The 23,970-nt window shown below is 63.8% G+C and carries 30 protein-coding genes; 9 read left to right on the forward strand and 21 right to left on the reverse strand.

The window, feature by feature from the left end:
* Nucleotides 1-12: 12 nt before the first annotated feature.
* The 11 genes from AC2FMN_RS04105 to AC2FMN_RS04155 form a co-directional block, all read right to left on the reverse strand.
* On the reverse strand, nt 13-675 hold the full coding sequence (locus AC2FMN_RS04105) for an RcGTA-type gene transfer agent tail tape measure protein (protein ID WP_496686475.1): 663 nt from the start codon (nt 673-675) through the stop codon (nt 13-15).
* Nucleotides 662-871, reverse strand: a complete 210-nt coding sequence (locus AC2FMN_RS04110; protein WP_496686478.1) for a rcc01693 family protein — start codon at nt 869-871, stop codon at nt 662-664. Before AC2FMN_RS04110 ends, AC2FMN_RS04105 begins: the two co-directional genes overlap by 14 nt.
* Nucleotides 868-1,188, reverse strand: coding sequence for a gene transfer agent family protein (locus tag AC2FMN_RS04115; RefSeq protein ID WP_496686481.1), 321 nt, complete (start codon nt 1,186-1,188; stop codon nt 868-870). Before AC2FMN_RS04115 ends, AC2FMN_RS04110 begins: the two co-directional genes overlap by 4 nt.
* Complete coding sequence (locus AC2FMN_RS04120) at nt 1,188-1,601, reverse strand: phage major tail protein, TP901-1 family (protein ID WP_496686484.1); 414 nt, start codon at nt 1,599-1,601, stop codon at nt 1,188-1,190. The genes AC2FMN_RS04115 and AC2FMN_RS04120 overlap by 1 nt, the downstream gene beginning before the upstream one ends.
* 20 nt (nt 1,602-1,621) lie before the next feature.
* Complete coding sequence (locus AC2FMN_RS04125) at nt 1,622-2,035, reverse strand: DUF3168 domain-containing protein (RefSeq protein ID WP_496686487.1); 414 nt, start codon at nt 2,033-2,035, stop codon at nt 1,622-1,624.
* Nucleotides 2,032-2,370, reverse strand: coding sequence for a phage head closure protein (locus AC2FMN_RS04130; protein ID WP_496686490.1), 339 nt, complete (start codon nt 2,368-2,370; stop codon nt 2,032-2,034). Before AC2FMN_RS04130 ends, AC2FMN_RS04125 begins: the two co-directional genes overlap by 4 nt.
* Nucleotides 2,367-2,966, reverse strand: coding sequence for a head-tail connector protein (locus AC2FMN_RS04135; RefSeq protein ID WP_496686493.1), 600 nt, complete (start codon nt 2,964-2,966; stop codon nt 2,367-2,369). The genes AC2FMN_RS04130 and AC2FMN_RS04135 overlap by 4 nt, the downstream gene beginning before the upstream one ends.
* Before the next feature lie 177 nt (nt 2,967-3,143).
* The gene (locus tag AC2FMN_RS04140) at nt 3,144-4,322 is read right to left on the reverse strand and encodes a phage major capsid protein (RefSeq protein WP_496686496.1); all 1,179 of its coding nucleotides are present in this window, start codon (nt 4,320-4,322) and stop codon (nt 3,144-3,146) included.
* A gap of 34 nt (nt 4,323-4,356) precedes the next feature.
* The gene (locus tag AC2FMN_RS04145) at nt 4,357-4,902 is read right to left on the reverse strand and encodes an HK97 family phage prohead protease (protein WP_496686499.1); all 546 of its coding nucleotides are present in this window, start codon (nt 4,900-4,902) and stop codon (nt 4,357-4,359) included.
* A 26-nt stretch (nt 4,903-4,928) separates the two neighbouring features.
* Nucleotides 4,929-5,153 (reverse strand): GTA head formation protein, RCAP_rcc01685 family, encoded by a 225-nt coding sequence (locus tag AC2FMN_RS04150; protein WP_093962401.1) that lies wholly within the window; start codon nt 5,151-5,153, stop codon nt 4,929-4,931.
* Entirely contained in the window at nt 5,146-6,318 is a 1,173-nt protein-coding gene (locus tag AC2FMN_RS04155; protein WP_496686501.1) for a phage portal protein, read from the reverse strand. The genes AC2FMN_RS04150 and AC2FMN_RS04155 overlap by 8 nt, the downstream gene beginning before the upstream one ends.
* A gap of 231 nt (nt 6,319-6,549) precedes the next feature.
* Here AC2FMN_RS04155 and AC2FMN_RS04160 point away from each other — a divergent pair, with 231 nt between their 5' ends.
* Nucleotides 6,550-7,353, forward strand: a complete 804-nt coding sequence (locus AC2FMN_RS04160; RefSeq protein WP_496686503.1) for an SDR family NAD(P)-dependent oxidoreductase — start codon at nt 6,550-6,552, stop codon at nt 7,351-7,353.
* Here the strand turns inward: AC2FMN_RS04160 and AC2FMN_RS04165 are convergent, their stop codons facing one another.
* Nucleotides 7,354-8,724, reverse strand: a complete 1,371-nt coding sequence (locus AC2FMN_RS04165; protein WP_496686649.1) for a DNA-packaging protein — start codon at nt 8,722-8,724, stop codon at nt 7,354-7,356.
* A 771-nt stretch (nt 8,725-9,495) separates the two neighbouring features.
* Between AC2FMN_RS04165 and AC2FMN_RS04170 the strand changes: the two genes are divergently transcribed.
* Complete coding sequence (locus AC2FMN_RS04170) at nt 9,496-10,746, forward strand: DEAD/DEAH box helicase (RefSeq protein WP_496686506.1); 1,251 nt, start codon at nt 9,496-9,498, stop codon at nt 10,744-10,746.
* A gap of 120 nt (nt 10,747-10,866) precedes the next feature.
* On the opposite strand, the gene mltG is transcribed toward AC2FMN_RS04170, so the two are convergent.
* From mltG to fabD, 7 genes are all read right to left on the reverse strand, one after another.
* A complete protein-coding gene (mltG, locus tag AC2FMN_RS04175) occupies nt 10,867-12,027 on the reverse strand; it encodes an endolytic transglycosylase MltG (RefSeq protein ID WP_496686507.1) in 1,161 nt (386 codons plus the stop codon).
* Nucleotides 12,028-13,293 (reverse strand): beta-ketoacyl-ACP synthase II, encoded by a 1,266-nt coding sequence (gene fabF / locus AC2FMN_RS04180; protein WP_496681077.1) that lies wholly within the window; start codon nt 13,291-13,293, stop codon nt 12,028-12,030.
* A 194-nt stretch (nt 13,294-13,487) separates the two neighbouring features.
* On the reverse strand, nt 13,488-14,231 hold the full coding sequence (locus tag AC2FMN_RS04185; protein WP_496686509.1) for a 1-(5-phosphoribosyl)-5-[(5-phosphoribosylamino)methylideneamino]imidazole-4-carboxamide isomerase: 744 nt from the start codon (nt 14,229-14,231) through the stop codon (nt 13,488-13,490).
* 123 nt (nt 14,232-14,354) lie between these two features.
* Entirely contained in the window at nt 14,355-14,894 is a 540-nt protein-coding gene (locus tag AC2FMN_RS04190) for a GNAT family N-acetyltransferase (RefSeq protein WP_496686512.1), read from the reverse strand.
* 139 nt (nt 14,895-15,033) lie between these two features.
* Entirely contained in the window at nt 15,034-15,267 is a 234-nt protein-coding gene (locus AC2FMN_RS04195) for an acyl carrier protein (protein WP_005982462.1), read from the reverse strand.
* Between the two features lie 210 nt (nt 15,268-15,477).
* The gene (gene fabG / locus AC2FMN_RS04200; protein WP_496681068.1) at nt 15,478-16,215 is read right to left on the reverse strand and encodes a 3-oxoacyl-[acyl-carrier-protein] reductase; all 738 of its coding nucleotides are present in this window, start codon (nt 16,213-16,215) and stop codon (nt 15,478-15,480) included.
* Between the two features lie 41 nt (nt 16,216-16,256).
* Nucleotides 16,257-17,195, reverse strand: a complete 939-nt coding sequence (gene fabD / locus AC2FMN_RS04205; RefSeq protein ID WP_496686514.1) for an ACP S-malonyltransferase — start codon at nt 17,193-17,195, stop codon at nt 16,257-16,259.
* A 171-nt stretch (nt 17,196-17,366) separates the two neighbouring features.
* On the opposite strand from fabD, the gene AC2FMN_RS04210 reads away from it, so the two are divergent.
* Nucleotides 17,367-18,596 (forward strand): cytochrome b/b6 domain-containing protein, encoded by a 1,230-nt coding sequence (locus AC2FMN_RS04210; protein WP_496686516.1) that lies wholly within the window; start codon nt 17,367-17,369, stop codon nt 18,594-18,596.
* A 73-nt stretch (nt 18,597-18,669) separates the two neighbouring features.
* Here the strand turns inward: AC2FMN_RS04210 and AC2FMN_RS04215 are convergent, their stop codons facing one another.
* Together AC2FMN_RS04215 and AC2FMN_RS04220 are read right to left on the reverse strand one after the other, a co-directional pair.
* Nucleotides 18,670-19,242 (reverse strand): YceI family protein, encoded by a 573-nt coding sequence (locus AC2FMN_RS04215; protein ID WP_496681320.1) that lies wholly within the window; start codon nt 19,240-19,242, stop codon nt 18,670-18,672.
* 128 nt (nt 19,243-19,370) lie between these two features.
* Nucleotides 19,371-19,889 (reverse strand): hypothetical protein, encoded by a 519-nt coding sequence (locus AC2FMN_RS04220; RefSeq protein ID WP_496686518.1) that lies wholly within the window; start codon nt 19,887-19,889, stop codon nt 19,371-19,373.
* Between the two features lie 283 nt (nt 19,890-20,172).
* Between AC2FMN_RS04220 and rpsF the strand changes: the two genes are divergently transcribed.
* From rpsF to AC2FMN_RS04250, 6 genes are all read left to right on the forward strand, one after another.
* The gene (rpsF, locus tag AC2FMN_RS04225; protein WP_149774836.1) at nt 20,173-20,526 is read left to right on the forward strand and encodes a 30S ribosomal protein S6; all 354 of its coding nucleotides are present in this window, start codon (nt 20,173-20,175) and stop codon (nt 20,524-20,526) included.
* A gap of 28 nt (nt 20,527-20,554) precedes the next feature.
* Nucleotides 20,555-20,782, forward strand: a complete 228-nt coding sequence (gene rpsR / locus AC2FMN_RS04230; protein ID WP_005982441.1) for a 30S ribosomal protein S18 — start codon at nt 20,555-20,557, stop codon at nt 20,780-20,782.
* Between the two features lie 12 nt (nt 20,783-20,794).
* Nucleotides 20,795-21,412 carry a 50S ribosomal protein L9 gene (gene rplI / locus AC2FMN_RS04235; RefSeq protein ID WP_496681315.1) on the forward strand — a complete coding sequence of 206 codons (618 nt, stop codon included), beginning with the start codon at nt 20,795-20,797 and terminating at the stop codon, nt 21,410-21,412.
* A gap of 152 nt (nt 21,413-21,564) precedes the next feature.
* The gene (locus AC2FMN_RS04240) at nt 21,565-22,086 is read left to right on the forward strand and encodes a transglycosylase SLT domain-containing protein (RefSeq protein ID WP_496686521.1); all 522 of its coding nucleotides are present in this window, start codon (nt 21,565-21,567) and stop codon (nt 22,084-22,086) included.
* A gap of 193 nt (nt 22,087-22,279) precedes the next feature.
* Nucleotides 22,280-22,981, forward strand: a complete 702-nt coding sequence (locus tag AC2FMN_RS04245) for a helix-turn-helix transcriptional regulator (RefSeq protein WP_496681312.1) — start codon at nt 22,280-22,282, stop codon at nt 22,979-22,981.
* 97 nt (nt 22,982-23,078) lie between these two features.
* Nucleotides 23,079-23,933: an acyl-homoserine-lactone synthase gene (locus tag AC2FMN_RS04250; protein ID WP_496681309.1), complete on the forward strand. Its 855-nt coding sequence runs from the start codon at nt 23,079-23,081 to the stop codon at nt 23,931-23,933.
* The last annotated feature ends 37 nt before the right edge of the window (nt 23,934-23,970 follow it).

A 23,970-nucleotide genomic window follows, 5' to 3' on the forward strand; every position in this document is an offset into this window, starting at 1 on the left:
CTGCTCCCCAAATTACCGGTTGCGATTGCCGCGCCCCAGGGCGCGGCTCATCTGGGCCGCGATCTGGCCCTGGCTGCGGCGGAAGCCTTGAACGTCGGGCGTGGTGATGTTCATCACCACGTTCACCGCCCGTCCGCCGCCGGAGTTGCGCACGCCCAGCTTGCCGTCGGGTCCGCGCGCCAGCGGCATGATCGCCTCGGGGCCGGCCTCGCCCATCAACCCGGTCGCACCGCGCATCGGAAACATGGTGGGCCCGGTGACAACGCCGCCATTGGCAAAGGGCATGACGCGCCCCTGGGCGAAACTGTCACCGTCGGCAAAGGGCAGCAGCCCCTGCACCAAGCCGCCGACCGTATTGGCCAGCATGCCACCGAAATGATCCGTCACCGGCTTGATCGCTGCCGAATAGGCCGTGCGGATCATCGAGTTCTTCAGAACGTCCAGCGCCTCCGACAGGTTCATGCCGTCCAGAACCACGCCGTCGAATGCCTTACGCAGCCCGGTTGACATGCCGCGTTCCAAGGTGGCGACATCCTTCCCGGTCTCTTCAAAAGCGGCGCTGATCCGCTTCATCTGGGCATCGAAGGCCGCCGCCATCGTGGCGGCATCGCCCAGGGCATCGCCCAGCGCCTCGCCGCGCTCCTGCAGGTCGTCAAACCCGTCATTTTCCGCCATCACGCTCTCCTCGTATCTTGTCGGGCCAGGCGGCCAGCAGCTTCTCCAGCCGCGCCCGGTTCATCGCCGGAATCCCGCGTCCCTGCCCCAGCATCAGCCGCAGTTCGGCCGGGGTCAGACGCCAGAACTGATCCGGCGTCAGCCGCAGCCCGTGCAGCCCGGCCCGCATCAGGCCGGGCCAGTCAAAGCCGCTCATGACTCACCCGGCACCATGAAGGCCCGCGCCAGCAGCTCGGCCGCCGCCCGCGCCGCGGCCATCGGGCCGCCCTCGATCTCGGCCCGCAGCATGTCGGCGCGGGTCACATCCGCCCCGCCTCCGCGCAGCCCCGCCAGGATCAGCGCCAGCACGTCACCGCTGGAATAGGCGCCGCCCTCAAACCGCTGCACCAGTTCCACCAGCGACCCTGCGCCCAGCTCCTGCTCCAGCTCAGCCAACGCGCCCAGCGTCAGCTTGAGCACCCGACGCTGGCCATCGATCACCAGCGCCACCTCTCCCGCCCACGGATTGACCATCACAGCGCCACAAAGGTCAGGGCGCCGGCGCTGGCCAGGCTCATCTCATAGGTCGCCTCGCCATTGTGCGAGCCCGCATACTCGATCCCGGTCACCTGGAACGGGCCTTCGACGATGCCGAAATCGGGAATGATCACCTGGAAGGCGGGCGTTTCACCATCAAAGAACAACTGCCGCGCGCGTTCATCCGTGCCGGCGTCCTTGAACACGCCCGATCCGGAAATCGAGGCCGACTTGACCCCCGCCCCCGACAGCAACTCGCGCCAGCCGCCCTGGCTTTCCAACGTGGTGACATCCACGCTTTCGGCGTTGAAACTGATACGCGTGGCCCGCAGCCCCGCGATTGTTTCGAACAGACCCGTGCCGTTCATGTCCACCTTGACCAGCAGGTCCTTACCGTTCTGGGCACCCATATGCTCTCTCCATTGATTGCTTAGTTGTCTTCCACGCGGGCGCGGAATCTCAGGTCGATCTGCCGGATCGCGCCGCCGGTCCCGGTGCGCCGGGCCGAGGCCCGCTCGAACCACAGCCCCACCAGCCGCCCCCGATCCAGCGTCAATGCGGCGTCGTCCAGCGCGTCGCACACGGCCCCAGCCAGCGTCTTGGCCGCGCCGAACCCGGCGGCCTCCGAGACCACAGATACGGTGAAGCGATGCAAAGTTCCCTGCCCCGTCTTGTCCGAAGCCTCGCGCACCTCTTCGGGGCCAAGCGTCACGTAGGTCTGAGGAACCGTCCCCGAAGGCACCGCGTCATAGATCGCGCCGCCGCTCAGCGCGCCCACCTGGGCATCCGCCACCAATTGCTGGAACACCGCCGCCTGCAGCGCCGCCGAAACGCCATAGCTCATGCCGCCACCTCCTCATCCGCGAAACAGGTCAGATAGCGCCCGGCCGCGTCGTATTCGGCCACGGCACGGATCACGAAGCGCCGCTCGCCCTCGCGAAACCTCTGATCGGGCGCCGGGCGCATCGACGACCCTTCGGGCGCGCCGCGCACAACGATGCGGTAACTCACGCGCGACACCGGCACATTCGCGACCGCGCGTTCCGCCCCCGTGCGGGCCGTCACCTTGGCCCACAGCGTGCCCAGAGGTGTCCATGTCTCGGCATAGCCGCCCGCACCGTCGGCCACCCGCACCGGGGCCTCCAGCACCAACTGCCTGTTCAGACGGGGCACGCTCATTGCATCACCCCCGCGCCAAAGCGCACCATGCGAAAGCGCTGGATCAGGCTGGTCACGCCGAAGGGCATGCAACCGTCGCCCAGGCTGGTCTCGTCGCGGTATTCATAGTAATGCGCCGCCAGCAGCAGCACCGCCTGCCCCAGATCGGCCGGCAGTCCGCCCCAGTCCGCCGCCATCCCGGCCGTCAGCGCGATGGTCGCCTCTCCACCGTTGGGAATGGCGGGCAGGCGAGCCCCCATCGGCCGCAGGCAGGGACGCTGGCTGTCCCGCTCCAGGCGGTAGGTCCCGGGCGCCACCACCTGCTCGGCGCCCAGCGCGTCAGTCAGCATCACCGCGTCGATACTCGTCACCGGCGCAACCGGCAGGACCTCGCCCGCGTCGTTGCGCCACCGGCTTAGCATCCAGGTGAAACTGCGCGATATCAGCACCTTGCCCGTGCGCGCCTCGATCGCGGCCATCGCCGCCCTCAGGAACCCTTTCAACACGTCGTCCTGCAGGCTGGTCTCGGCAAATCCCGTGCCCAGCCGCAGATGCGCCTTGAACTGATCCACCGGCAGCGCCGCATCCGCGATGGCGGTTTCTTCGATCAACATCATCCATTCACTCCGCAATCTCGGACCCCTCCGGGGGCCGCATCCTTGGAAAATGGCGGGCACGTGCCGCCCCACGTTGCTCGGACGGAGGGGAGCAGCTAGACAACGCGGGGGATCTCACCCCGGCCCGCGCCCGCCGCCCGAGGGACCGGCCCACCGGCCCCCCGGATCCGTCACCGCTTAGGCGGTGCCGAATTTCACCAGCTTGATCGCGGCAAAGTCGCTGATGTCGCCACCCACGCGCTTGGTGGCGTAGAACAGGACATGCGGCTTGGCGCTGAACGGATCGCGCAGCACGCGCAGGTCAGGCCGCTCGGCGATGGTATAGCCGGCCGAGAAGTCACCGAACGCGATCGAGAAGCTGTCGGTGCCCGGATCGGGCATATCCTCGGCGATCAGCACCGGATAGCCCATCAGGCGCGCGGGCTCGCCGGCGGCCAGGCCGTCGGACCACAGGAAGCGGCCGTCGGCATCCTTGAGCTTGCGGATTACACCCGCGGTTTTCGAGTTCATCACGAAGGTGCCGTTCACGCGGTACTGAGCGCCCAGCGCATAGACCACGTCAACGATCGCATCCGCATCGATACCCCCCGCAACACCGGTGGGCACATAGCCCAGGTTGCCCCAGGTCCAGACGTCGTTGTCCACCGCCGGATGGCTCAGGATGCCCTTCGGCTTGTCGATGCCGTCACCGTTGATGAAGGCCGCCGCCTCGGCGCGGGCGAACTTGTCGGCGATACGGCCCGCCAGCCAGCCCTCGACGTCGAATGCGCTGTCATCCAGCAGCCGCTGCGAGGCCTTGGGCAGCGCGCTCAGCTCGTGCAGCGGAATCGAGATGCGGTCGATCGACGGGGTGCCGGTCTCGGAGGCGGCCGCGGTTTCATCGGCCCAGCCCGCGCCCACATCGGTGTGGTCGATCAGCACGTCGAACGAATTGGCCTCGACATTCACGACCGACGCGATCGAGCGGATCGACGCGGTGGATTTCAGCACCGACTTGATCATCTCGGCGGTCTGCGGATCGACTAGGTAACCGCCATCGCTGTTGACGGCCGTCGACAGCGACTTGGCCTCCATCTCCAGCCCGCGCAGGGCATCGTCGTCGCCCGAGCGCACATAGGCGTCAAAGGCCTTCTGGTGCGGCGCTTCCTCCAGGGTCGAGGCCGCAAGATGCGGGCGCGCCGCAATGGTTGATTTACGATCCAGCATGGTCAGTCGCTCTTCTGTCTGTTGCAGTTTATGTTGAACTTCAGCCTTCAGGCCCTTGAATTCACTCACGAAGCTAGCCATCGCCTGCTTCACCTCCTGAACCAGGGGCACACCCTCTCCGGTCAAGGCCGCGATCTCGGTCTTGCTCATCAGCACTTCCTTTCTGGGTGGGGGTTGAGGCGCGCTAGGTTCGCGCCAGCTCCTGCCGGGCGTTCTCGAACACCTCGGCAATACTGCGCCAGGTGTCCTCGGCATCGAGGTCCGTCCCCTTTGCCGCCACCCGCGCACTGGGCAGCATCGGGAAGGTCACCAGCGACACCTCCCACAGCTCCAGTTCCGTCAAGAGCCGTCGGCCCTTGTCATCCTTCGCGGCCCGCTTTGTGCGATAGCCGATCGACAGCCCGTCCAGCGCACCCGCGCGGATCAGCTCGGCCGCTTCGCGCCCCTTCTGGGTGCTTTCCAGCAACCGCCCCTTGACCCACAGCCCGCGCTCATCCTCGCGCACCTCGTCCCACACGCCGATGGGCTGCGTCGGATCGTGCTGCCAGAGCATCTTGACCCGCTGACCGGCCGCCTTCAGCCCGGCCAGCGATGCGGCATAGGCACCTTTCTGCACCACGTCGCGGCCCTGATCGACCTGGCCGAACAGGCTGGCATAGCCCTCGATCACCGCGTCCTCGGTCACCGACAGCCCATCGCCGAACCGCGCGAACTTGCGTTCCAAATCCATGAAAAACTCCTCGTAAGCCACTGAATTCATGGCGCCACCGTCAGGAAAGATTGGAACGCCTGCGCGAGGATCACCGCCGCCACGCCATAGACCGTCAGCCACAACCGCCGCTCCAGCCGTTCCATCATTTCCTCGATCTGATCCAGCCGCCTGCACAGATGCGCATGCTGGATCTCGGCCACCCTCTCGTGCGCGGCCAGACGCAGGCCCGGCGCGCAGTCAAAGGGCGGGTATCCCGGCGTGTCAGCCATCCGCCGTCTCCGCCAGCGCCGGCAGGCCCAGCAGAGCACGCTTTTCGGCATCGGTCAGGAAATCGGCATTGGCCACCCGCGCCCATTGCGCATCGCGTTCCGCCGCCAGCGCCGGCACCTGGTCCAGATCGGGCTTCAGCACCAGATCTTCGCCGGTAAAGCCCGACAGCCAGTCCGACAACGCCGCCGCCACCCGCGTCACCAGGGGCAGAACGGTCAGGCGATAGAACGCCCGGTTGGCCTCCTGATAGTTCGAATAGGTCGCGTCGCCCTGGATCCCCAGCAGCATCGGCGGGACACCAAAGGCCAGCGCGATCTCGCGGGCGGCGGCTTCCTTGGTCTTCTGAAACTCCATGTCCGAAGGGGAAAAGCCCATCGGCTTCCAATCTAGCCCCCCTTCCAGAACCATCGGACGCCCGGCGTTGCGCGCCCCTCGATAGTTCGCCTCGATCTCGTCGCTCAGGCGGCGGAACTGCTCTTCGGCCATCACGCCCTGCCCGTCGCCGCCCTTCCACACCAGCGCCCCCGAAGGCCGCGCGGCATTGTCCAACAGCGATTTCGACCAGCGCGAGGCGCTGTTGTGCACGTCGATCGCCATCGCCGCCGCCTGCAGGGGCGAAAAGCCATAGTGGTCATCCTGCGGGTGGAACGACTTGATGTGGCAGATGGCTTCGGCCGGGAACCGGTGCGTCTTGCCCCCGGCGGTGTAGTCATAGGCCCTGGGCCAGCCATCCGCCCCCGGCACCACGCTCATCCGGTCCGAGCGCAGCACATGCAGCTCGACCGGCAGCCCGCCCTCGGCCTGCACCGCCTCGACATAGGCGTTGCCCGACAGCAGCAACTGCCCGAACAGCGCCTCCAGCAGCTCGGCCTTGCCCTGCGCCGCGTTCGGACGGCGCATCAGGCGCAGAACCGGGTGCGTCTCGTACCGTTGCGCGTCGTCCTGCAGCACCAGAGGCAGCGCCGCCGCGGCCTCGGCAATCAGCTTGACCGACCGGAACCCCACCGGGTTGCCCGTGAACCCCGCGCGCGTCAGCGAGGCTGTGTCCCGCGGGCTCCAGGCAACGCGACCGCCGGTCTGCCAGGCCACCACCGGCCCGGCTGCGCTTACTTTTGCCTCGGGGGCCTTCTCAGCCGATCCACGACGCAAGAAATCGAATACCATGTCCAGATGCTCCTTTCTGCCGCCGCTCTGCCCGGCTTGTTAAAAGGAGTTATGACGGAAAGATCTTTAAGCCTCGGGAATGAGGCGTACGGCGGTTGCGCAACGGCGTCGGAGCCTATGCCTTCAGGTTTTACCTCGGCATCAACCAGAAATGCGCTACCCTCGTCGTCAATCTATCAGGAGGGACCAGTCATGTACAAACGTGCAATTGAAACCGGCGGGATCGCCGTCGTGACCGGCGCCGCCAGTGGAGTCGGGCGCGTCGCGGCACAGCGTTTTGCTCAAGCAGGGCTGGACGTCATACTCGCCGACCTTCCGGGACAGGCGCTCGACGAAACAACGAAAGACCTCAAAGCGGGCTTTGACGCGGTAAACATCACCGCGGTGCCGGCGGATGTCACCTCTCAAGCCGACATGGAAAACCTGGCCGACACAGCTTTCGCCGCCGGGCAAGTCGCCGTTTTGATGAACAATGCAGGGATCAGCCTGCCGACGAAAACATGGGAGTCATTTGACAACTGGCAGAGAGTTCTCGAAGTGAACTTTCTGGGGGTTCTGCGCGGCGTCCACGCCTTTTTGCCCCGCATGATCGAGGCTGACCGCCCGGCCGTCGTCATCAACACCGGGTCAAAGCAGGGGATCACCACCCCGCCGGGCAACCCCGGCTACAACGTGTCCAAGGCCGCCGTCAAAACGCTGACCGAACAGCTCGCGCACGAGCTGCGCGAGGCCGGCGCGCCGATCTCCGCGCATCTCTTCGTTCCGGGCTTTACCTATACCGGCATGGTCGCGTCATTCCTGCCGGAAAAACCAGCCGCCGCCTGGACCAGCGAGCAGACCGTCGACTATTTCCTGGACCGCATGGCCCATGGCGATTTCTACATCCTCTGCCCCGACAACGACGTCGATGCCGAACGCGACCGCCGTCGCGTTCAATGGGCCGCCGAGGACATCATTCACAACCGCCCCGCCCTCTCGCGCTGGCACCCCGACTATGCCGAGGCCTTCGCGAAGTTCGAAAAGCCCAGGGGCTGATCACAAAACCCGCACCCTCGGCCGCCGGTATGCCGCCGCCGGTGCCACCACCAGCTCATGCAACGCCCAGACCAGCGCATCGACCCGGTCGGGCGAGCCCTGCCCCTCGAACCCGCGCGCGGTCATCTGGCACATCTGCTCCTCCAGCGCGTCCAGCCCGGCGACATGGAACACCCGCCCCTGCTCATAGAGCGCCGCCACCGGCTCGGCCCGCGCCACCTTCCCGCGCGAGGCCCGCACCGCCCGGAACGGGACCAGAGGGTCCACCTGCCGCACCACCTCTTCTACCAACTGCCCGCCCTGATTGACCTCGGCCACCAGCCGCTCGGCCCCGAATTCGTCCATCGCGTCGATCGCCGCGCGCGCCCAGCCTGCCGGGCCCGCGCCCTGCACCGTCCGGTCGGCCAGCACATAGGCGCGCCAGTCCTCGGGCGGCCCCTGCAGCTGCGCGCCGACCACCAAGATCCCGCAGGCATCGGCGCCCGATCCGCCCGTCACCGCCGGGTCCAGCGCCACCACCACGCGGTCCAGCTCGGGCACCGCCTTGACCCGCGCCGCATCCAACATCGAGCCGGTCCACAACGCCCCCTCGGCATCGGCCAGCAGCACGCCGTCCAACTCCTGCCGCCCCAGCCGCGTGCCCGCATAACGCGCGCGCACCTCCTCCAGAAATGACTCCGCCAGGTTGGCCCGGTTCGCCTCGGTCGGCGCATGGGTCATCACCGTCGACGGCGCAGCCAGCAGATCCTTCAAAACCTTCACGTTGCGCGGCGTCGTGGTGATGCAGACCCGCGGCCGCTCCCCCAGACGCAACGCGAATTGCAGCATGTCCCAGGTCTCGCCCGCCTTTTTCCACTTGGCCAACTCATCCACCCAGGCCGCATCAAACTGCGGCCCCCGCAGCCCCTCGGGGTCATGCGCCGAAAACGCCTGCGCCTCGGCCCCGTTGGGCCAGACCAGCTTGCGTTCCGACGCCTTCCACTGCGGCCGCCGGTCGGGGGGCGAGCACTGCATGATCCCGCTGTCGCCAAAGATCATCACGTCGCGCACTTGGTCAAAGGTCTCGCCCACCAGCGCCACGCGCTTGGCCTCACCCTCATCAAACGGCTTGGCCCCCTCGACCACCTGTCGCACCCACTCGGCCCCGGCCCGCGTCTTGCCCGCGCCGCGCCCGCCCATGATGACCCAGGACCTCCAGTCGCCCTCGGGCGGCAATTGATGCGGCAGTGCCCAGAACTCGAACAGGAAAGGGAGGGCACACAGCCCCCCCTCCCCGATTTCACTCAGGAACCTGTCCCGCACCGCAGCAGGCGCGGAGGCGAGCCAATCGGCACCCGATTTCAGAGCGGGCCCGCTCCAGGTCGAGCGCATAGCCCCCTTGGGCAATTCCCGCTTGTCTGTGACATTGTTCGACAAAGCTTGTCTCCACTTTCTGGCAACTTCGGATCAGCCCCTCTAGCTGTCCGAGTTGTCTGGCTGAACTCGCAAGGTCTGCATCCTCCCCGGCCTCGATCCGCCTGCGCAGGTCTTCCGCCGCTTGCCGCAAACCGCGAATGGACACCTCCAACGACTGCAACAGCTCGGCCGTCCGGGACATCCGCTCTTCCGGGGTAATCAAAGTCATGTTTGCCTGTGACCTCATGCGTGAGTGATCTCCGCACGAGAGAAATGAAAAACGGCCGCCGGGTTGCCCCGGGGCCGTTGCCCACTTCTTCTAGCATGACACAACTTATACGCGAAACAGTGCGCCATGTCAAGGTGCCGCGCAACAGCGCGCAACGGGTAACGTACTGTCGGGGTTAACAAAATCTCAATTTCCACCCCCTCACACGGCCCAGCCCAGATACCACACAAGCCGCCGCTCCACACCAATCCGCCGACGCGGCTTGACATTCCACGCCGCAGCCCTCATGTGTCCTGCAGCGCTGCCGCGTGAGCACGCGGACCAGAACCGAGGTCCGACAGCGCCCCATATCTCCAGTTCCCATTCACGCAGGGTTCTCGACGCGTCGGCCGGATGCCGCAGGATTCGCCTGCTGATCCCGAGGCCACGCACAACCCCTGCCGGTCGCGCATCCCGCGCGATCAGTGACTCTCGTGTGCGCATTGCAGATGCAGGCGCGGACCACAAAGGAAGACTACTTGTTCGATTTCGACATGCTTGGCCTTGCGCCAGCCCTGAACGACGCGCTTGAACGCGCCAAATTCACCCAACCGACCCCGATCCAGAACCAGGCCATCCCGCTGGCCCTGGAAGGTCATGACATCCTGGGCCTCGCCCAGACCGGCACCGGCAAGACGCTGGCCTTTGGCCTGCCGCTGATCGACCACCTTCTGGCCCAGCCCGGCAAACCGGCGCCGAAAACCGCCAAGGCCTTGATCCTCGCCCCCACCCGCGAACTGGTGAACCAGATCGCCGACAGCCTGCGCACGCTCACCAAAAAGACGAAACTGCGCGTGGCTACCGTCGTCGGAGGCCAGTCGATCAACAAGCAGATCATGTTCCTGTCGCGCGGCACCGACATCCTCGTCGCCACCCCCGGGCGCCTGATCGACCTGATGGAGCGCGGCGCGGTGGATCTCGGCCAGGTCCGGCATCTGGTGCTGGACGAGGCCGACCAGATGCTCGACATGGGCTTCATCCACGCCCTGCGCCGGATCGCGCCCGAACTTGGCACCCCGCGCCAGACCATGCTGTTCTCGGCCACCATGCCCAAGCAGATGGAGGAACTCAGCCGCGCCTACCTGACCAACCCGCAACGGGTGCAGGTCTCGCCTCCGGGCAAGGCGGCCGACAAGATCACCCAGTCGGTGCATTTCGTTGAAAAGCCGGAAAAACCCGCCAAGCTGCGCGAGATCCTCTCGCGCGACACCGAGGCCCTGACGCTGGTGTTTTCGCGCACCAAGCACGGCGCGGAAAAGCTGATGAAGGGGCTGGTGGCCGACGGCTACAACGCCGCCTCGATCCACGGCAACAAAAGCCAGGGCCAGCGCGACCGCGCCATCAAATCCTTCCGCGAGGGCGAGATCACCGTGCTGGTCGCCACCGATGTGGCAGCCCGCGGCATCGACATTCCGGGCGTGGCCTATGTGATCAACTATGACCTGCCCGAGGTGCCCGACAACTATGTCCACCGAATCGGCCGCACCGCGCGTGCGGGTCGCGAAGGCGAAGCCATCGCCTTCTGCGCCCCGGATGAATACGATCTGCTGCGTCAAATTCAGAAGCTGATGAAGATCGAAATTCCCGTGGCCAGCGGAACGGCCCCCGAGGCCGCGGCCACTGCCAAACCCGGTGGACGTCAGCGCAATCGGCGCCGTGGGCCAAAGCCGCAAGGCGCAAATTGCGCTGCGAACCGTCGGCGCCGTCCGCGCCGCAAATCGGCGGCGTAACAAAAGACCGGCGCGCATGCCCCCATGCGCGCCGGCCATCGAGTCCTGAATATTCGTCGAACGTTCAAACCAGACAGATCGTCTTATTCGGCCTGATCACCCTTCTCGGGCCCGCGCGGATCAGTTCCCCGACCCGTTCCTTTCGGCCTCGATCTCACGCCACTTGGCGACATTGCGGTTGTGCTCCTGCAGAGTTTCCGCAAAGGCATGTCCGCCGGTTCCATCAGCCACGAAGAAGACATAGTCGGTCTCGTCCGGTGCGACGGCGGCCTGCAAGCTGGCCAGTCCCGGGTTGGCAATCGGCGTGGGCGGCAATCCATCGATCAGATAGGTGTTCCACGGGGTCGCCCGCCGCAGTTCGCTGCGCCGCAGACCCCGGCCCAGAACGCCCTGCCCCTTGGTCACACCATAGATCACCGTGGGATCGGTCTGCAGCTTCATGCCCTTGCGCAAACGGTTGATGAACACGCTGGCCACCTGGCCGCGCTCTTCCGGGATGCCGGTCTCCTTCTCGATGATCGAGGCCAGGATCAGCATCTCCTCCGGCGTCTCGATCGGCAGACCGTCTTGACGGGTCTCCCAGACCTGAGCGATGCGGGCCTGCTGTTTGTCCTGCATCTGCTGCAGCAGCGCGGTGCGGTCGTCACCGGGCGAAATCTCATAGCTGTCGGGGGCCAGCATGCCTTCGGGCGGCAGTTCGGCCACCTCTCCGGTCAACGCGTCCGCCGCCTTCAGCCCCTCGACCACCTGCCAGCTGGTCACACCCTCGGCCACGGACACGCGATAGCGCGTGTCAGGATTGTTCCGCTTTTCCTGGTAGATCTCCGGCGCGTCCTCTTCACCCACCACGAACAAGGCGATCTCGACAAACTCCAGCGTCGCCGGGTCCAGTTCACGCACGCGGATCTGCGTCCGGGTCACGCCGATGCGATATTCGATCTCGGTGCCACAGGTGCTGGCGCCGCTGCGGGTGATCTCGTCGATGATCTCGGCCATCGAGGCACCTTCGGGGATCAGAAAGCTGCCCGCCTTCAGCCGCTGCGCCTTGTCTGTGTAGTCGGCGGCCAAGCGAAAGATCGTGGCACTGCTGATCGCGCCTTGATCTTCCAACTGGCGGCTGACGCCGGTCATGTTGCTACCGCTTTTGACCTGCAGGCAGATCGCGGTTTCCAGAGGGCCTTCAGCCTTGTACTGCGACTGCCCCCACAGGATCAGCCCGCCCAGCAGGAACATCCCGACCACCAGCAGGGTCAGCATGTTCGAGGCCAGCGCGCGCCACATCTATTTCGCCTTTCCGAAAATCACACTGGCATTGGTACCGCCGAACCCAAACGAGTTCGACAGCGCCACGTTGATTTCACGCTCGCGCTTGGTATTCGGCGCCAGGTCAATCGGCGTTTCCACCTCGGGGTTGTCCAGGTTGATCGTCGGCGGGGCCACCTGATCGCGGATCGCCAGGATAGAGAAGATCGCCTCGATCGCGCCTGCGGCCCCCAGCAGGTGACCGGTGGCCGATTTGGTCGAACTCATCGTCGCCTTGCTAGCGTATTCGCCCAGCAGGCGTTCAACCGCGGCCAATTCGATCGTGTCGGCCATGGTCGAGGTGCCATGCGCGTTGATATAGTCCAGATCCTTCGGCTCGAGCCCCGCGTTGCGCAGCGCCGCCTTCATCGAGCGCTCCGCCCCGTCGCCATCCTCGGCCGGCGCGGTGATGTGATAGGCGTCGCCCGACATGCCATAGCCCAGAACCTCGGCATAGATCTTAGCGCCGCGGGCCACGGCGTGCTCGTATTCTTCCAAAACCACGATTCCGGCGCCCTCGCCCATCACGAAACCGTCGCGATCGACGTCATAGGGGCGGCTGGCGGCCTTGGGGTTATCGGCATATTTGGTCGACAATGCCTTACAGGCGTTGAAGCCGGCAATACCGATCTCGCAGATGCAGCCCTCGCCGCCGCCGGCGATCATCACGTCGGCATCGCCCGAGCGGATGATACGGCTGGCATCGCCGATCGCGTGGGCACCGGTCGAACAGGCGGTCACGACCGAATGGTTCGGACCCTTGAAGCCAAAGCGGATCGAGACCTGACCCGAGGCCAGGTTGATCAGCGCGCCCGGGATGAAAAACGGCGACACGCGGCGCGGACCCTTGTCGCGGATCAGATTGGCGGTCTCAGCGATCGAGCCCAGACCGCCGATGCCTGACCCGATCAGAACGCCGGTGCGCAGACGCTCTTCCTCGTCCTCGGGCAGCCAGTTCGCGTCCTTGCAGGCCATCTCGGCCGCAGCGATCGAATACAGGATGAAATCCTCGATCTTGCGCTGTTCCTTGGGCGGCATCCAGTCATCGGGGTTGAAGGTCCCGTCGGTGCCATCGCCACGCGGCACTTCGCAGGCATAGGTCGTGGTGACCCCTGCGGCTTCGGCATCGAACAAGGTGATCGGGCCGGCACCCGACTCGCCGGCCAGCAGCCGCGACCAGGTTTCCTCGACCCCGCTGGCCAGTGGAGTGACCAATCCCAGACCGGTTACAACGACTCTGCGCATGAAATGCCTCTTGCCTGCTTGCTGTTTGAGAACCGCTCATACCCCGGCCAAGGGTCCGGGGGCAAGAGCAACAGCGTATTCCGCACAGGCAGCCTGCCGCCCGCCTTCGCGGCGCACACCGCGCACGGCCAAGGCAAAACTACAGGAACTGCCCCCGACAACCTGTCAGAGGCGGCCCGGACGGATTTGTTGCGTTACTGGAATTGCGCTACAGGTTCATGGGCGGTTTTGGCTACCGCCAAAGCCTCGGACAAGTCGACCGTCTTGCGGAACAGCGCCCGCCCGACCAAAGCACCCGAGATATTGGGGATGTACGCCAGACGCGAGATGTCGTCGCTGCTGCGCACGACGCCGCTGGCGATCACCGGTGTGCGCGAATGCGCGGCCAGCCCCGAAATCAGGCCCAACTGCGCCTCGACATCCTCCATGTCGCTGTCGATATCGGTGACCAGAATGGCAGCCAGCGGAGCATCGGCAAACGCTTCGATGAAAGCCTCCGGGGTGAACGCACTTTGGGTGCGCCAGCCGTCCGTCATCACGTAACCCTGCCACACGTCCACGGCCAACACGATCTGGTCTGGGTATAGCTTGGCCAACTCTTTGAAATGATGGGGATCACGCGCCGCCAGGGTGCCGATTACGATGCGGCCCGCCCCTTTGTCGATCCAACGCTCGACCTGCTCGCGCGAGCGGAACCCGCCCGCCAGTTGAACAGGCAGTTCGGCGCTGCGGATGATCTGCTCGACAAGCACAGAGTTCGTGTCGCAACCTTCGATCGCGTCGAAATCGGTCAGGTGCATCCATTCCGCCCCCGCCGCGGCCCAGCCTTGGGCGGTTTCCACCGGATCGACATGCCAGATCAGCGCCTCGTCCAGGCGGCCCTTTTCCAGGGTTACGCACCGCCCATTCTGCAATTCCATCGTGGGATAGATCCTCATGAGCCAACTCCTCTGCCCAGTCGTTCCGGATTTCCACGATAGCATAGGCGGCCGCCAACGGCCTTCGCTTCCCAGTTTCGGCAAACTGAGAGCCATTTGCGGCAACAAGCGGAAAGTTGCGTTTCAGAAACGCGCGGGCGGGCCATCCCGACGAAACAGTTTGACGGTCGTGTCGCGAAACCGGGTTTCGCGCAGTGCGACATAGCCCAGCCTGGCGGCCAGTCGCTGCGACGGCTGATGATCGGCATCTATCATCGCCACCAGCGGACCCGGCATGATCCGGTCGAACCAGTCATGCGCGGCCTGCGCGGCCTCGAACCCGTAGCCTTGCCCATGCGCCTCGGGCGCCAGGACCCAGCCGGCTTCGGGGAAGGTGTCGAAGTCCTCGCCCAGACAGCGGTTGCCGAAAAAGAACCCCGCCTGACCTATCAAAGTGCGATTCGATTGCAGCAGAACGCCCCATTGGCCGAACCCGGCCATCTGCCAATGGCCCGCATTGCGTAGAAAGGAATCCCAGGCCTCGCCGCGTGTGCGGGGCTTGCCGCCGATATGACGCACGACATCTGGGTCGCGCCAAATGTGGGCGAACCGCTCGAAATCCTCGGGTCGCATCCCGCGCAGGGTCAGCCGCGCGGTATTGATCGTCGGGGTGGATCTTATCATGCCCTTGCCCGTTCAGAACCTGCCTACATCCAGAGCAGAGCAAATCCTGGCCGTGCGAGGCAAGCCGGAAATGGCCGGCGCAAAGAAAAACGGCGCCTCCGTTGCCCGGAAGCGCCGTTTTCCCAATAATTCAAAGCGATCAGGAAGCTTCGCTGATGAACTTCACGGCGTCGCCGAAGGTCTGGATGGTTTCGGCTGCATCATCGGGGATCTCGATGCCGAACTCTTCTTCGAAAGCCATGACCAGTTCAACGGTGTCCAGGCTGTCCGCGCCCAGATCGTCGATGAAGGACGCGTTCTCGGTGACTTTGTCCTCTTCAACACCCAGGTGCTCAACAACGATCTTTTTAACGCGATCTGCGACGTCGCTCATGTCTATTCCTCATTCCATTTCAGGGCGGTCTGCCCGGTTCTGCCCTTGCCCGCTCGGGGTGGCCTTGATTTGCCCGATCCGGGCGGTTTGGGTCCCGGGTCTCCGGGAAAGTAGAAGGCCGACCTGAACGCCCGGCCCCTAATTACATGCGCCGCCTATAGCACAGACGACGCAAGAGGCAAACGCTTTCGCACCTGCCCCGCGATGCGCCTACAACATGGCCATGCCGCCGTTCACATGCAAGGTGGTTCCGGTCACATAGCCCGCCTCGGGGCTTGCCAGATACAGCACGGCCGCCGCGATTTCCGACGGTTCGCCCATCCGACCGGCGGGCACCTGCGCCAGGATGCCGGCCTTCTGGTCGTCGGTCAGCTTTTCGGTCATCGCGGTCGTGATGAAACCCGGCGCAACCGCATTTGCTGTTATGCCCCGGCTTGCGACCTCGTAGGCCAGCGACTTGGTCATGCCGACCATGCCCGCCTTGGACGCGGCATAGTTCACCTGACCCGGGTTGCCGGTTGCACCGACAACGGACGAGATGTTGATGATGCGCCCCCAACGCGCCTTCATCATGCCCCGCAGAACGCCTTTGCACAGCTTGGCGGTCGCGGTCAGGTTCACGTCGATCACGCTCTGCCATTCCTCATCAGACATGCGCATGAAAATGTTGTCGCGGGTTATCCCTGCGTTGTTGACCAGAATATCAACGGACCCCATGGCCTCGGCGGCCTGCTTCGGCAGCGCGGCCACGGCCTCGGCGTCACCCAGGTTGCACGGCAGGACATGAGCACGCTCGCCCAGTTCATCCGCCAGTTTCTGCAGCGGCTCTACGCGCGTGCCCGACAGGCCCACAGTGGCCCCTGCGGCGTGCAAGGTTCGTGCGATCTCGCCCCCGATCCCGCCCGAAGCCCCGGTGATCAGAGCGCATTTTCCAGTCAAATCAAACATACCTGTATCCTTTTCGAGTGTCCTGTCGGACCAACTTTAGGTTATTCGCCTGCCTGCAGCGCTTTTTGAACGTCTTCCGGCGTGCCAACGGCGGTGCAGGCCACGGCCCGATCGATCTTGCGGATCATGCCCGACAGCGCCTTGCCCGCGCCTATCTCCCAAGCTTCGGTCACGCCCTGGGCCACCATGTACTGAACGGATTCGCGCCAGCGGACCGAACCGGTGACCTGTTCGACCAGCAATTGCCGGATCAGGTCGGGATCGGTCACCGCCTCGGCGCGGACATTGGCCACCAGAGGAACAGCCGGCGCCTTGATTTCGACGCTTGCCAGCGCTTCGGCCATCACTTCGGCGGCGGGCCGCATTAGGGCGCAATGGAACGGGGCGCTGACCGGCAGCATCACGGCGCGCTTGGCGCCCCTTGCCTTCGCGATCTCGGCCGCGCGTTCGACGGCAGCCTTCGCCCCCGACACCACGACCTGCGTGGGATCGTTGTCGTTGGCGGCTTGGCACACGTCGCCCTGTGCCGCTTCCTCGGCCACGGCACGCACCGCATCCAGGTCCAGCCCCAGGATCGCGGCCATCGCGCCCTCGCCCACCGGCACGGCGCTTTGCATGGCCTGACCGCGGGTGCGCAACAGGCGAGCCGTGTCGGCCACGCTGAGCGCGCCGGCCGCAGCCAGAGCCGAATATTCACCCAAAGAATGGCCCGCGACGAAAGCCGCCCGAGTGACCTGAACGCCCTCGATCTCCAGCGCGCGCATCGCCGCAATCGACGTGGCCATCAGCGCCGGCTGCGCGTTCTGCGTCAGGGTCAGGGTTTCGATGTCGCCCTCCCAGATCAGGGTACTCAGCTTCTCGCCCAGCGCCTCGTCCACCTCGTCGAACACGGCTTTGGCGGCGGGATAGGTATCGGCCAGCGCCTTGCCCATGCCGATGGTCTGGGCGCCCTGCCCCGGAAAAACAAACGCGATTGTCATTGCGACCTCTTGGATGACGTCAGGTTGCGCGGGGTGTAAACCGAGTGGCGGTCTGGCACAAGCTTTGCCTGCACTCTGCATTATGGCACCCTGTCTGTGCGCAGCACGCTATTGTGTCACCCCGCGGGGCCGCTACCTTGGCACAGAAGCCAATTCCGGAGCGTACCACCCATGCCCCTGACCAACACCCCTGCCAGCTATGGCAGCGTGACCAAGACCTTTCACTGGGTGACAGCCCTGCTGATCTTTACCGCGCTACCTCTCGGCTGGATCGCCAATGACCTGGCACACGCGATCTCAGACCCGGCGATCCCCTCGTCCGAGGCCGACATCGCCCGCGCCGCCCGCCTGTTTTCGCTGCACAAGACCGTCGGGATCACGGTGTTCTTCGTGGCACTGGCGCGCATCCTGTGGTCGCTCAGCCAACCCAAGCCGGGTCTGCTGAACGCCGACAACAAGCCCGAGGCCTTCGCCGCCGATGCGGTGCATTGGCTGCTGTACGGGTCCCTGGTGCTGGTTCCGCTGTCGGGCTGGATCGACCATGCCGCGACCGAGGGCTTTGCGCCCATCCTGTGGCCATTCGGACAGAACCTGCCGCTGGTGCCGAAATCTCCGCACCTCGCCGAATTGATGGCCGCGCTGCATTGGCTGTTCATGCTGGTGCTGGTGGTCGCCCTGTTTCTGCACGTGGCGGGTGCGCTCAAGCACCACGTCATCGATAAGGATTCGACCCTGCGCCGGATGCTGCCGGGGCGGTCCGACGCGCCGACCCCGCCCGACCAGACGCATTCTGCGGCGCCAGCAGCCGCGGCAGCGGTCGTCTGGGTCGCGGTACTGGCGGGCGGCTGGGCGACCGGGATGCTTGGCGCCGGGACTCAGGCCGATGCTGACTCTACAGAATTGGCAGAGGTTCAATCGGACTGGCAGGTGCAGGACGGCGAATTGGGGATCACGATCACCCAGTTGGGCAACCCGGTGACCGGCCGGTTTGCCGATTGGACGGCCGCCATCACCTTCGACGACCCTGGTGCGCCTGGGCCGGCGGGGACCGTGGACGTGACGGTGTCGATCGGCTCGCTGAGCCTGGGCAGCGTGACAGATCAGGCCATGGCCCCCGATTTCTTCGATGCTGCCCAATTTCCCACCGCCCGGTTCCAGGCCGATCTGGTCAAGACCGAGACCGGCTACGAGGCGCGTGGCCCTTTGACCATCCGCGGCCAGTCCGTCGACATCGTGCTGCCCTTCGCCCTAGACCTGCAGGGCGACACAGCGCGGATGTCAGGCTCGGTCGATCTGAATCGGCTGGATTTCGGCATTGGCAAGACCCTGCCACAGGAGGATTCGCTGGCCTTTGGCGTTACCGTCGCGGTCAATCTGACCGCCACGCGCAGCGCCGAATAAGCGCACCGCGTACATGAAAAAACCGCCGGAGCTCAGGCCGCCGGCGGTTTTCTCTTTCACATCCTTTAACGGATCAGTCGGCCTTCTGTGCCTCGATCGAAATCTGGATTGCAACTTCATCACTGACGAACGGCGCGAACTTTCCCAAGCCGAAGTCGCTGCGCACCAGTGTCGTGGTCGCGTCAAAGCCTGCCCAGGGCTTGCCGGCCATCGGGTGCTCGCCCACCTGGTTCAGCTTGGCGTCCAGAACAACCGGCTTGGTCACGCCGTTCAACGTCAGGTCGCCGGTGATCTTGGCGGTGGTCTCACCGGTCACCTCGATGCTGGTCGAGGTGAAAGTCACCATCTCGTCCTCGGTCGCTGCAAAGAAGTCTTCGGACATGAAGTGATCTTCGCGCGGCTTCCAGCCGGTGATCATCGACATGACCGGCATCGACACGGTCACGCTAGACGCGGCGGGGTCTTCCTGGTCGAACATGATCTCGCCCTCAAAGCCCGAGAACATGCCGGTGGTGGTCGAAAAGCCCAGATGATTGTAGCTGAAGATCACCTGGCTGTGGCTGGAGTCCAGAACGTATTTCTCGGGCGCGGCGAAGGCAGCGGTGGCAGTGGCGGCAAGCGCGGCTGCAAGAAGGGTGGTTTTCATGTCGATCTCCAAAAATAATGTAAACGCAAACCCACTGGGTTGCTTGCCAAAGAAAATGTGCCGCCCATGGGCGGCACACAATCCATTTAAATCTCACAAGTTCTGTTCTTTTTTGAACAGACCGAGTTTCAGGCGAAAATCGTCACGTTTCCGCTCAGTTGACCCTTGAGCGCTCGGCTGACATCCGCCGATTGCAAGGGCAGCTTCATCAACAGGCTGCCATCCACCTCGAACAGTTCGACCTGGTCGTCGGCAAAGCGGGCGCCGCCCAGGCTTTCGTAGGACCGGCGCAGAACGGTTTGGGGGCGACCGTTTTCATTTTTTTGCAAAACCCGCACTTCGCGACGGATCGGATCGAAATAGGCGTCGGGACGCGGGTCCAGCACTTCTATCGTCAGCAGGCTGACCCCCAACAGTAGGAACAGCATCGAGACGGTCAGCTTGAACCCCCAGACCTCTGCACCGGAAATCGACCCCGGCATCAGCCACATCGAGAAAGCCGCGATGATCAGCGCTGCGCCGACCACGCGAAACAGCACCAGCCGCGCCTTCCAGTTTGGAGCGAAGGTGATCAGCACCGGCACCGATTTTTCATAGGCCTTGCCGGTCTGTGCCTGCTGGAACGTGTTGGTGTTCGTGACCGCCATCTTCTTTTACCCTGTCCATGTCCGTGTTCAGTGGCCCCAGTGGGTGCCGGATTTGTCGAAAGAGTCGGCTCGAAAAGCGTCAGGAATTGGGCGGCGGGGTGTTAATGGGGTGGAAAAACGGCGGCCCCAGACGCAAACCCCGACAGGTCTTGCCCCCCCGCCAGAAACGTGTATACCGAGCCATCCTTCGCAAATCGCATGAATCGCGCAGCCTCTCGTGGCAGGGTCGCGAAGGTTTCTGGCCCCGCCTATGAAATGCGCCTTGATACAAACAGGAGTGAACATGCCACTGTATGAGCATGTAATGATCGCGCGTCAGGACCTGTCCAACGCGCAGGCCGAGGGCCTGATCGAACACTTTGGCACCGTACTGGCTGACAACGGCGGCAAGCTCGTCGACAGCGAGTACTGGGGCGTCAAGACGATGGCCTACAAGATCAACAAGAACCGCAAGGGCCACTATGCCTTCCTGAAGACCGACGCCCCCGCCGGCGCCGTTCAGGAAATGGAGCGCCTGATGCGCCTGCATGACGACGTGATGCGCGTTCTGACCATCAAGGTCGATGAACACGAAGAAGGCCCGTCGGTTCAGATGCAGAAGCGCGACGAGCGCGAAGGCCGCCGCGAGCGCCGTTGATCAACGCCTGAGGAAAGGACACCAAACCATGGCCGCAAAACCGTTTTTCCGCCGCCGCAAGGTCTGCCCGTTCTCGGGCGACAACGCGCCCAAGATCGACTACAAGGACACCCGTCTGCTGCAGCGCTACATTTCCGAGCGCGGCAAGATCGTTCCGTCGCGCATCACCGCCGTTTCGGCCAAGAAGCAGCGTGAACTGGCCCGCGCCATCAAGCGCGCCCGCTTCCTCGCCCTGCTGCCCTACGCCGTGAAGTAAGGAGAGACTGACATGCAAGTTATCCTTCTGGAACGCGTCGCGAAACTGGGTCAGATGGGCGATGTCGTCGACGTCAAGCCCGGCTACGCGCGCAACTACCTGCTGCCCCAGGGCAAGGCTCTGAGCGCATCGGAAGCCAACATCGCATCCTTCGAAGCCCAGAAAGCGCAGCTGGAAGCGCGCAACCTGGAAACCAAGAAAGAAGCCGAAGCCCTGGCCGAAAAGCTGGACGGTCAGCAGTTCATCGTGATTCGTTCGGCGTCGGACGCTGGCGCGCTGTACGGCTCGGTCACCCCGCGTGACGCCGCCGAAGCCGCAACCGCAGCCGGTTTCAGCGTCGACAAGAAGCAGGTCGCGCTGGTTGCCCCGATCAAGGAACTGGGCCTGCACACCGTTGCAGTGCGCCTGCACCCCGAGGTCGAGGTCGAGATCAAGCTGAACGTCGCCCGTTCGGAAGAAGAAGCCGAACTGCAGGCCTCGGGCAAATCGATCCAGGAACTGGCCGCCGAGGAAGAGGCAGCTGCCGATTTCGAGATCGCCGAACTGTTCGACGACATCGGCTCGGCCGCTTCGGACGATGAAGACCTGGCCGCTGAGGCCCCGGCCGAAGGCGACGAAGCCAAGGCCTGAGTTCTCGACGAACCTATTTTGGGAAAGGCCGCGCAGACGCGTGGCCTTTTTCTTTTGTTGGCCGATCGGGCAGCATTCAGCCGACGCGCTGCCGTCTGCTTGCAGCGCGGTGTTGCAATCTTATCATGGTTGCAAAGTGACAGGAGAGCCCCATGCCCGACAAATATCGCCGCGGTTTTCTGAAATTGCTTATGGTTGCGCCTTTGGCTGCGTGCGGCACCCCGAACCCGGACGTGGTATCGCGCACCGCGACATTCGATCCGCCGCTCTACCCGAACGAAACACCCCAATTGAGGGCATCGATCAACAAGTGGGCCGACCACTACGGGCTGCCACGGGAATTGGTGCACAAACTGGCAATCCGCGAGAGTACCCACCGCCCTTGGGCCGTGAACCGACCGTATTACGGCCTGCTGCAGATCCTGCCTGCGACTGCAAGATCAATGGGTTACAAGGGCAAGCCCGAGGGGTTGCTGGATGCCGACACCAATCTCGAGTTTGCCGGGAAATACCTGCGGGGCGCCTGGATGCTGTCGGACGGCGACATGGATCGGGCCATATTTCTCTATGCCAAGGGCTACTACCCCGAGGCCAAGGCGCGCGGCATGCTGGTGGAAACGGGACTGCGTCCCGACTTATCGGGGTCACCAGGCTACGACGCGATCCGATCATGACGATCCGCAATGCGGCGATCCCGCTCGACGGTTTCAAAAAATTCGCTCCGACCGTTGGCAATGGCACCCAAAACGACAATATGATATGCACAAAAAGCTTGCGTCTTGCTCAACACTTGACGCAACGTCGATACATTAAAGGGACAGAACCGGCATTTCGGGGGAAAATGCCAACGGAACAAAGGTTGGACTGGTGAAACTTATCGACTTGGCCGCGATTGACCATGGGGAACGGTCGGCCTTCGACATCATTGATTCTGTCTGTAACGAACTCGGCTTCGACTATGCGTCCTATGCCACCACGCATCCCGTGAAGGGTGACGTGCAAGGCTATGCCAACTATCCAGAAGAATGGAAGATACACTATGGGACGCAGGGCTATCATCATCTTGATCCCACTCTGTACCAATCGGCCCTGAGCATCGCGCCGGTCGATTGGAGCCGTTTCAACCACGATGACAAGTTCAATGCGGTATTCCGCGATGCACATGATTTTGGAATCACCGACCGGGGCCTGACCGTCCCCGTCCGCGGCCCTTACGGCGAGTGCGGGCTGCTGAGCGTCACCAAAGACTGCTCGGATTCGGAATGGAAAAAGCTCAAACGCCATGTCATGGGCGACCTTCAGATGGCGGCGGTTCAGGCGCATGACACGGTGATGCAATCGGGGGTTCTGGCCAAAGCCTTGTACCTGCCAACTCTGTCCTCGCGCGAAAAAGAGATTCTGCAATGGGTTGCCGAAGGCAAGTCACAGCAGGATATCGGAGATATTCTGTGCATTTCTCACCGTACGGTCGAAGTCCACTTGCGGTCCGGACGCGAGAAACTTGGCGCTCTGACCACTGCGCAGGCGATCGGCCGAGCCATCGGCCTGGGCTTGATCTACCCCGGCTGACCGAATTAAGGCAGAAAATTACGGGAAATCCCCAATAGTCATGTTTCCAAAGTTGGTTAATCTCAACTTCACGGTAACCAGACTGTAGGGGGATGGAATGATCATCGTAATTGATGGTATCAACCAGCACAAATTCAAAGACGTCCTGGACGAAATGTTCAAGCTGCGCGCACGCGTTTTCGGGGATCGCTTGGGCTGGGAAGTAAACATTAAGGATGGCCGGGAACGCGATCATTTCGACGACCTCAATCCTGCCCATGTTGTCAGCATCAGCGACGAGGGCGATGTTGTCGGCTGTATGCGTCTCTTGCAGACGACCGGTCCGCATATGCTGGCCGATGTGTTCAACTCGATCTTGGATGGTGAGCCGCCGATCCGCAGCGCCCAAGTGTGGGAAGCGACGCGCTTCTGTGTCGATACAAAGAAACTTGGTCGCGGACGGGGCAAGAACTCAGTGTCCTATGTTACCAGCGAGGTCATGATCGGTTCCTTCGAATACGCGATGGAAGCCGGCGTCATGGACGCAGTGGCCGTCATCGACCCGGTCATGAACCGCGTCCTGCAACGTTCGGGCAATGCGCCGTATGACTATGTCGGAACAGCCAAACCGATGGGCAAGGTTGTAGCCATGGCTGCCCTGATGGATTGCTCGGAAGAGCGGATCACGTCCATCCGGAACTACGCGGGAATCGACCATGACGTGTTCCTGAGCGACCAGCAGGCCCGCGACCTGTTCGACAGAATCGAGACAACGCAATTGTCGCCGGCGAACCGGGATCACAAACCCCTGTCCGAGCTCGAAACCTATTTCGTCGAACAGATGGCCGCGGCCAAGACCGAATCTGAACGCCAGGCCGTGCTGAACCTTATCGAGGCGCTGTCGGACCAGTTCACGCCCGAACAGAAAACAGCTCTCCTCCAGACCCCCCGTGCTTTTGCTCATGAGGCCTGACCCCCTCACCTCATAAGAACAAAAGCCACCCATGCGG

The sequence above is a fragment of the Ruegeria sp. BHSC037 genome (genome assembly GCF_059613045.1).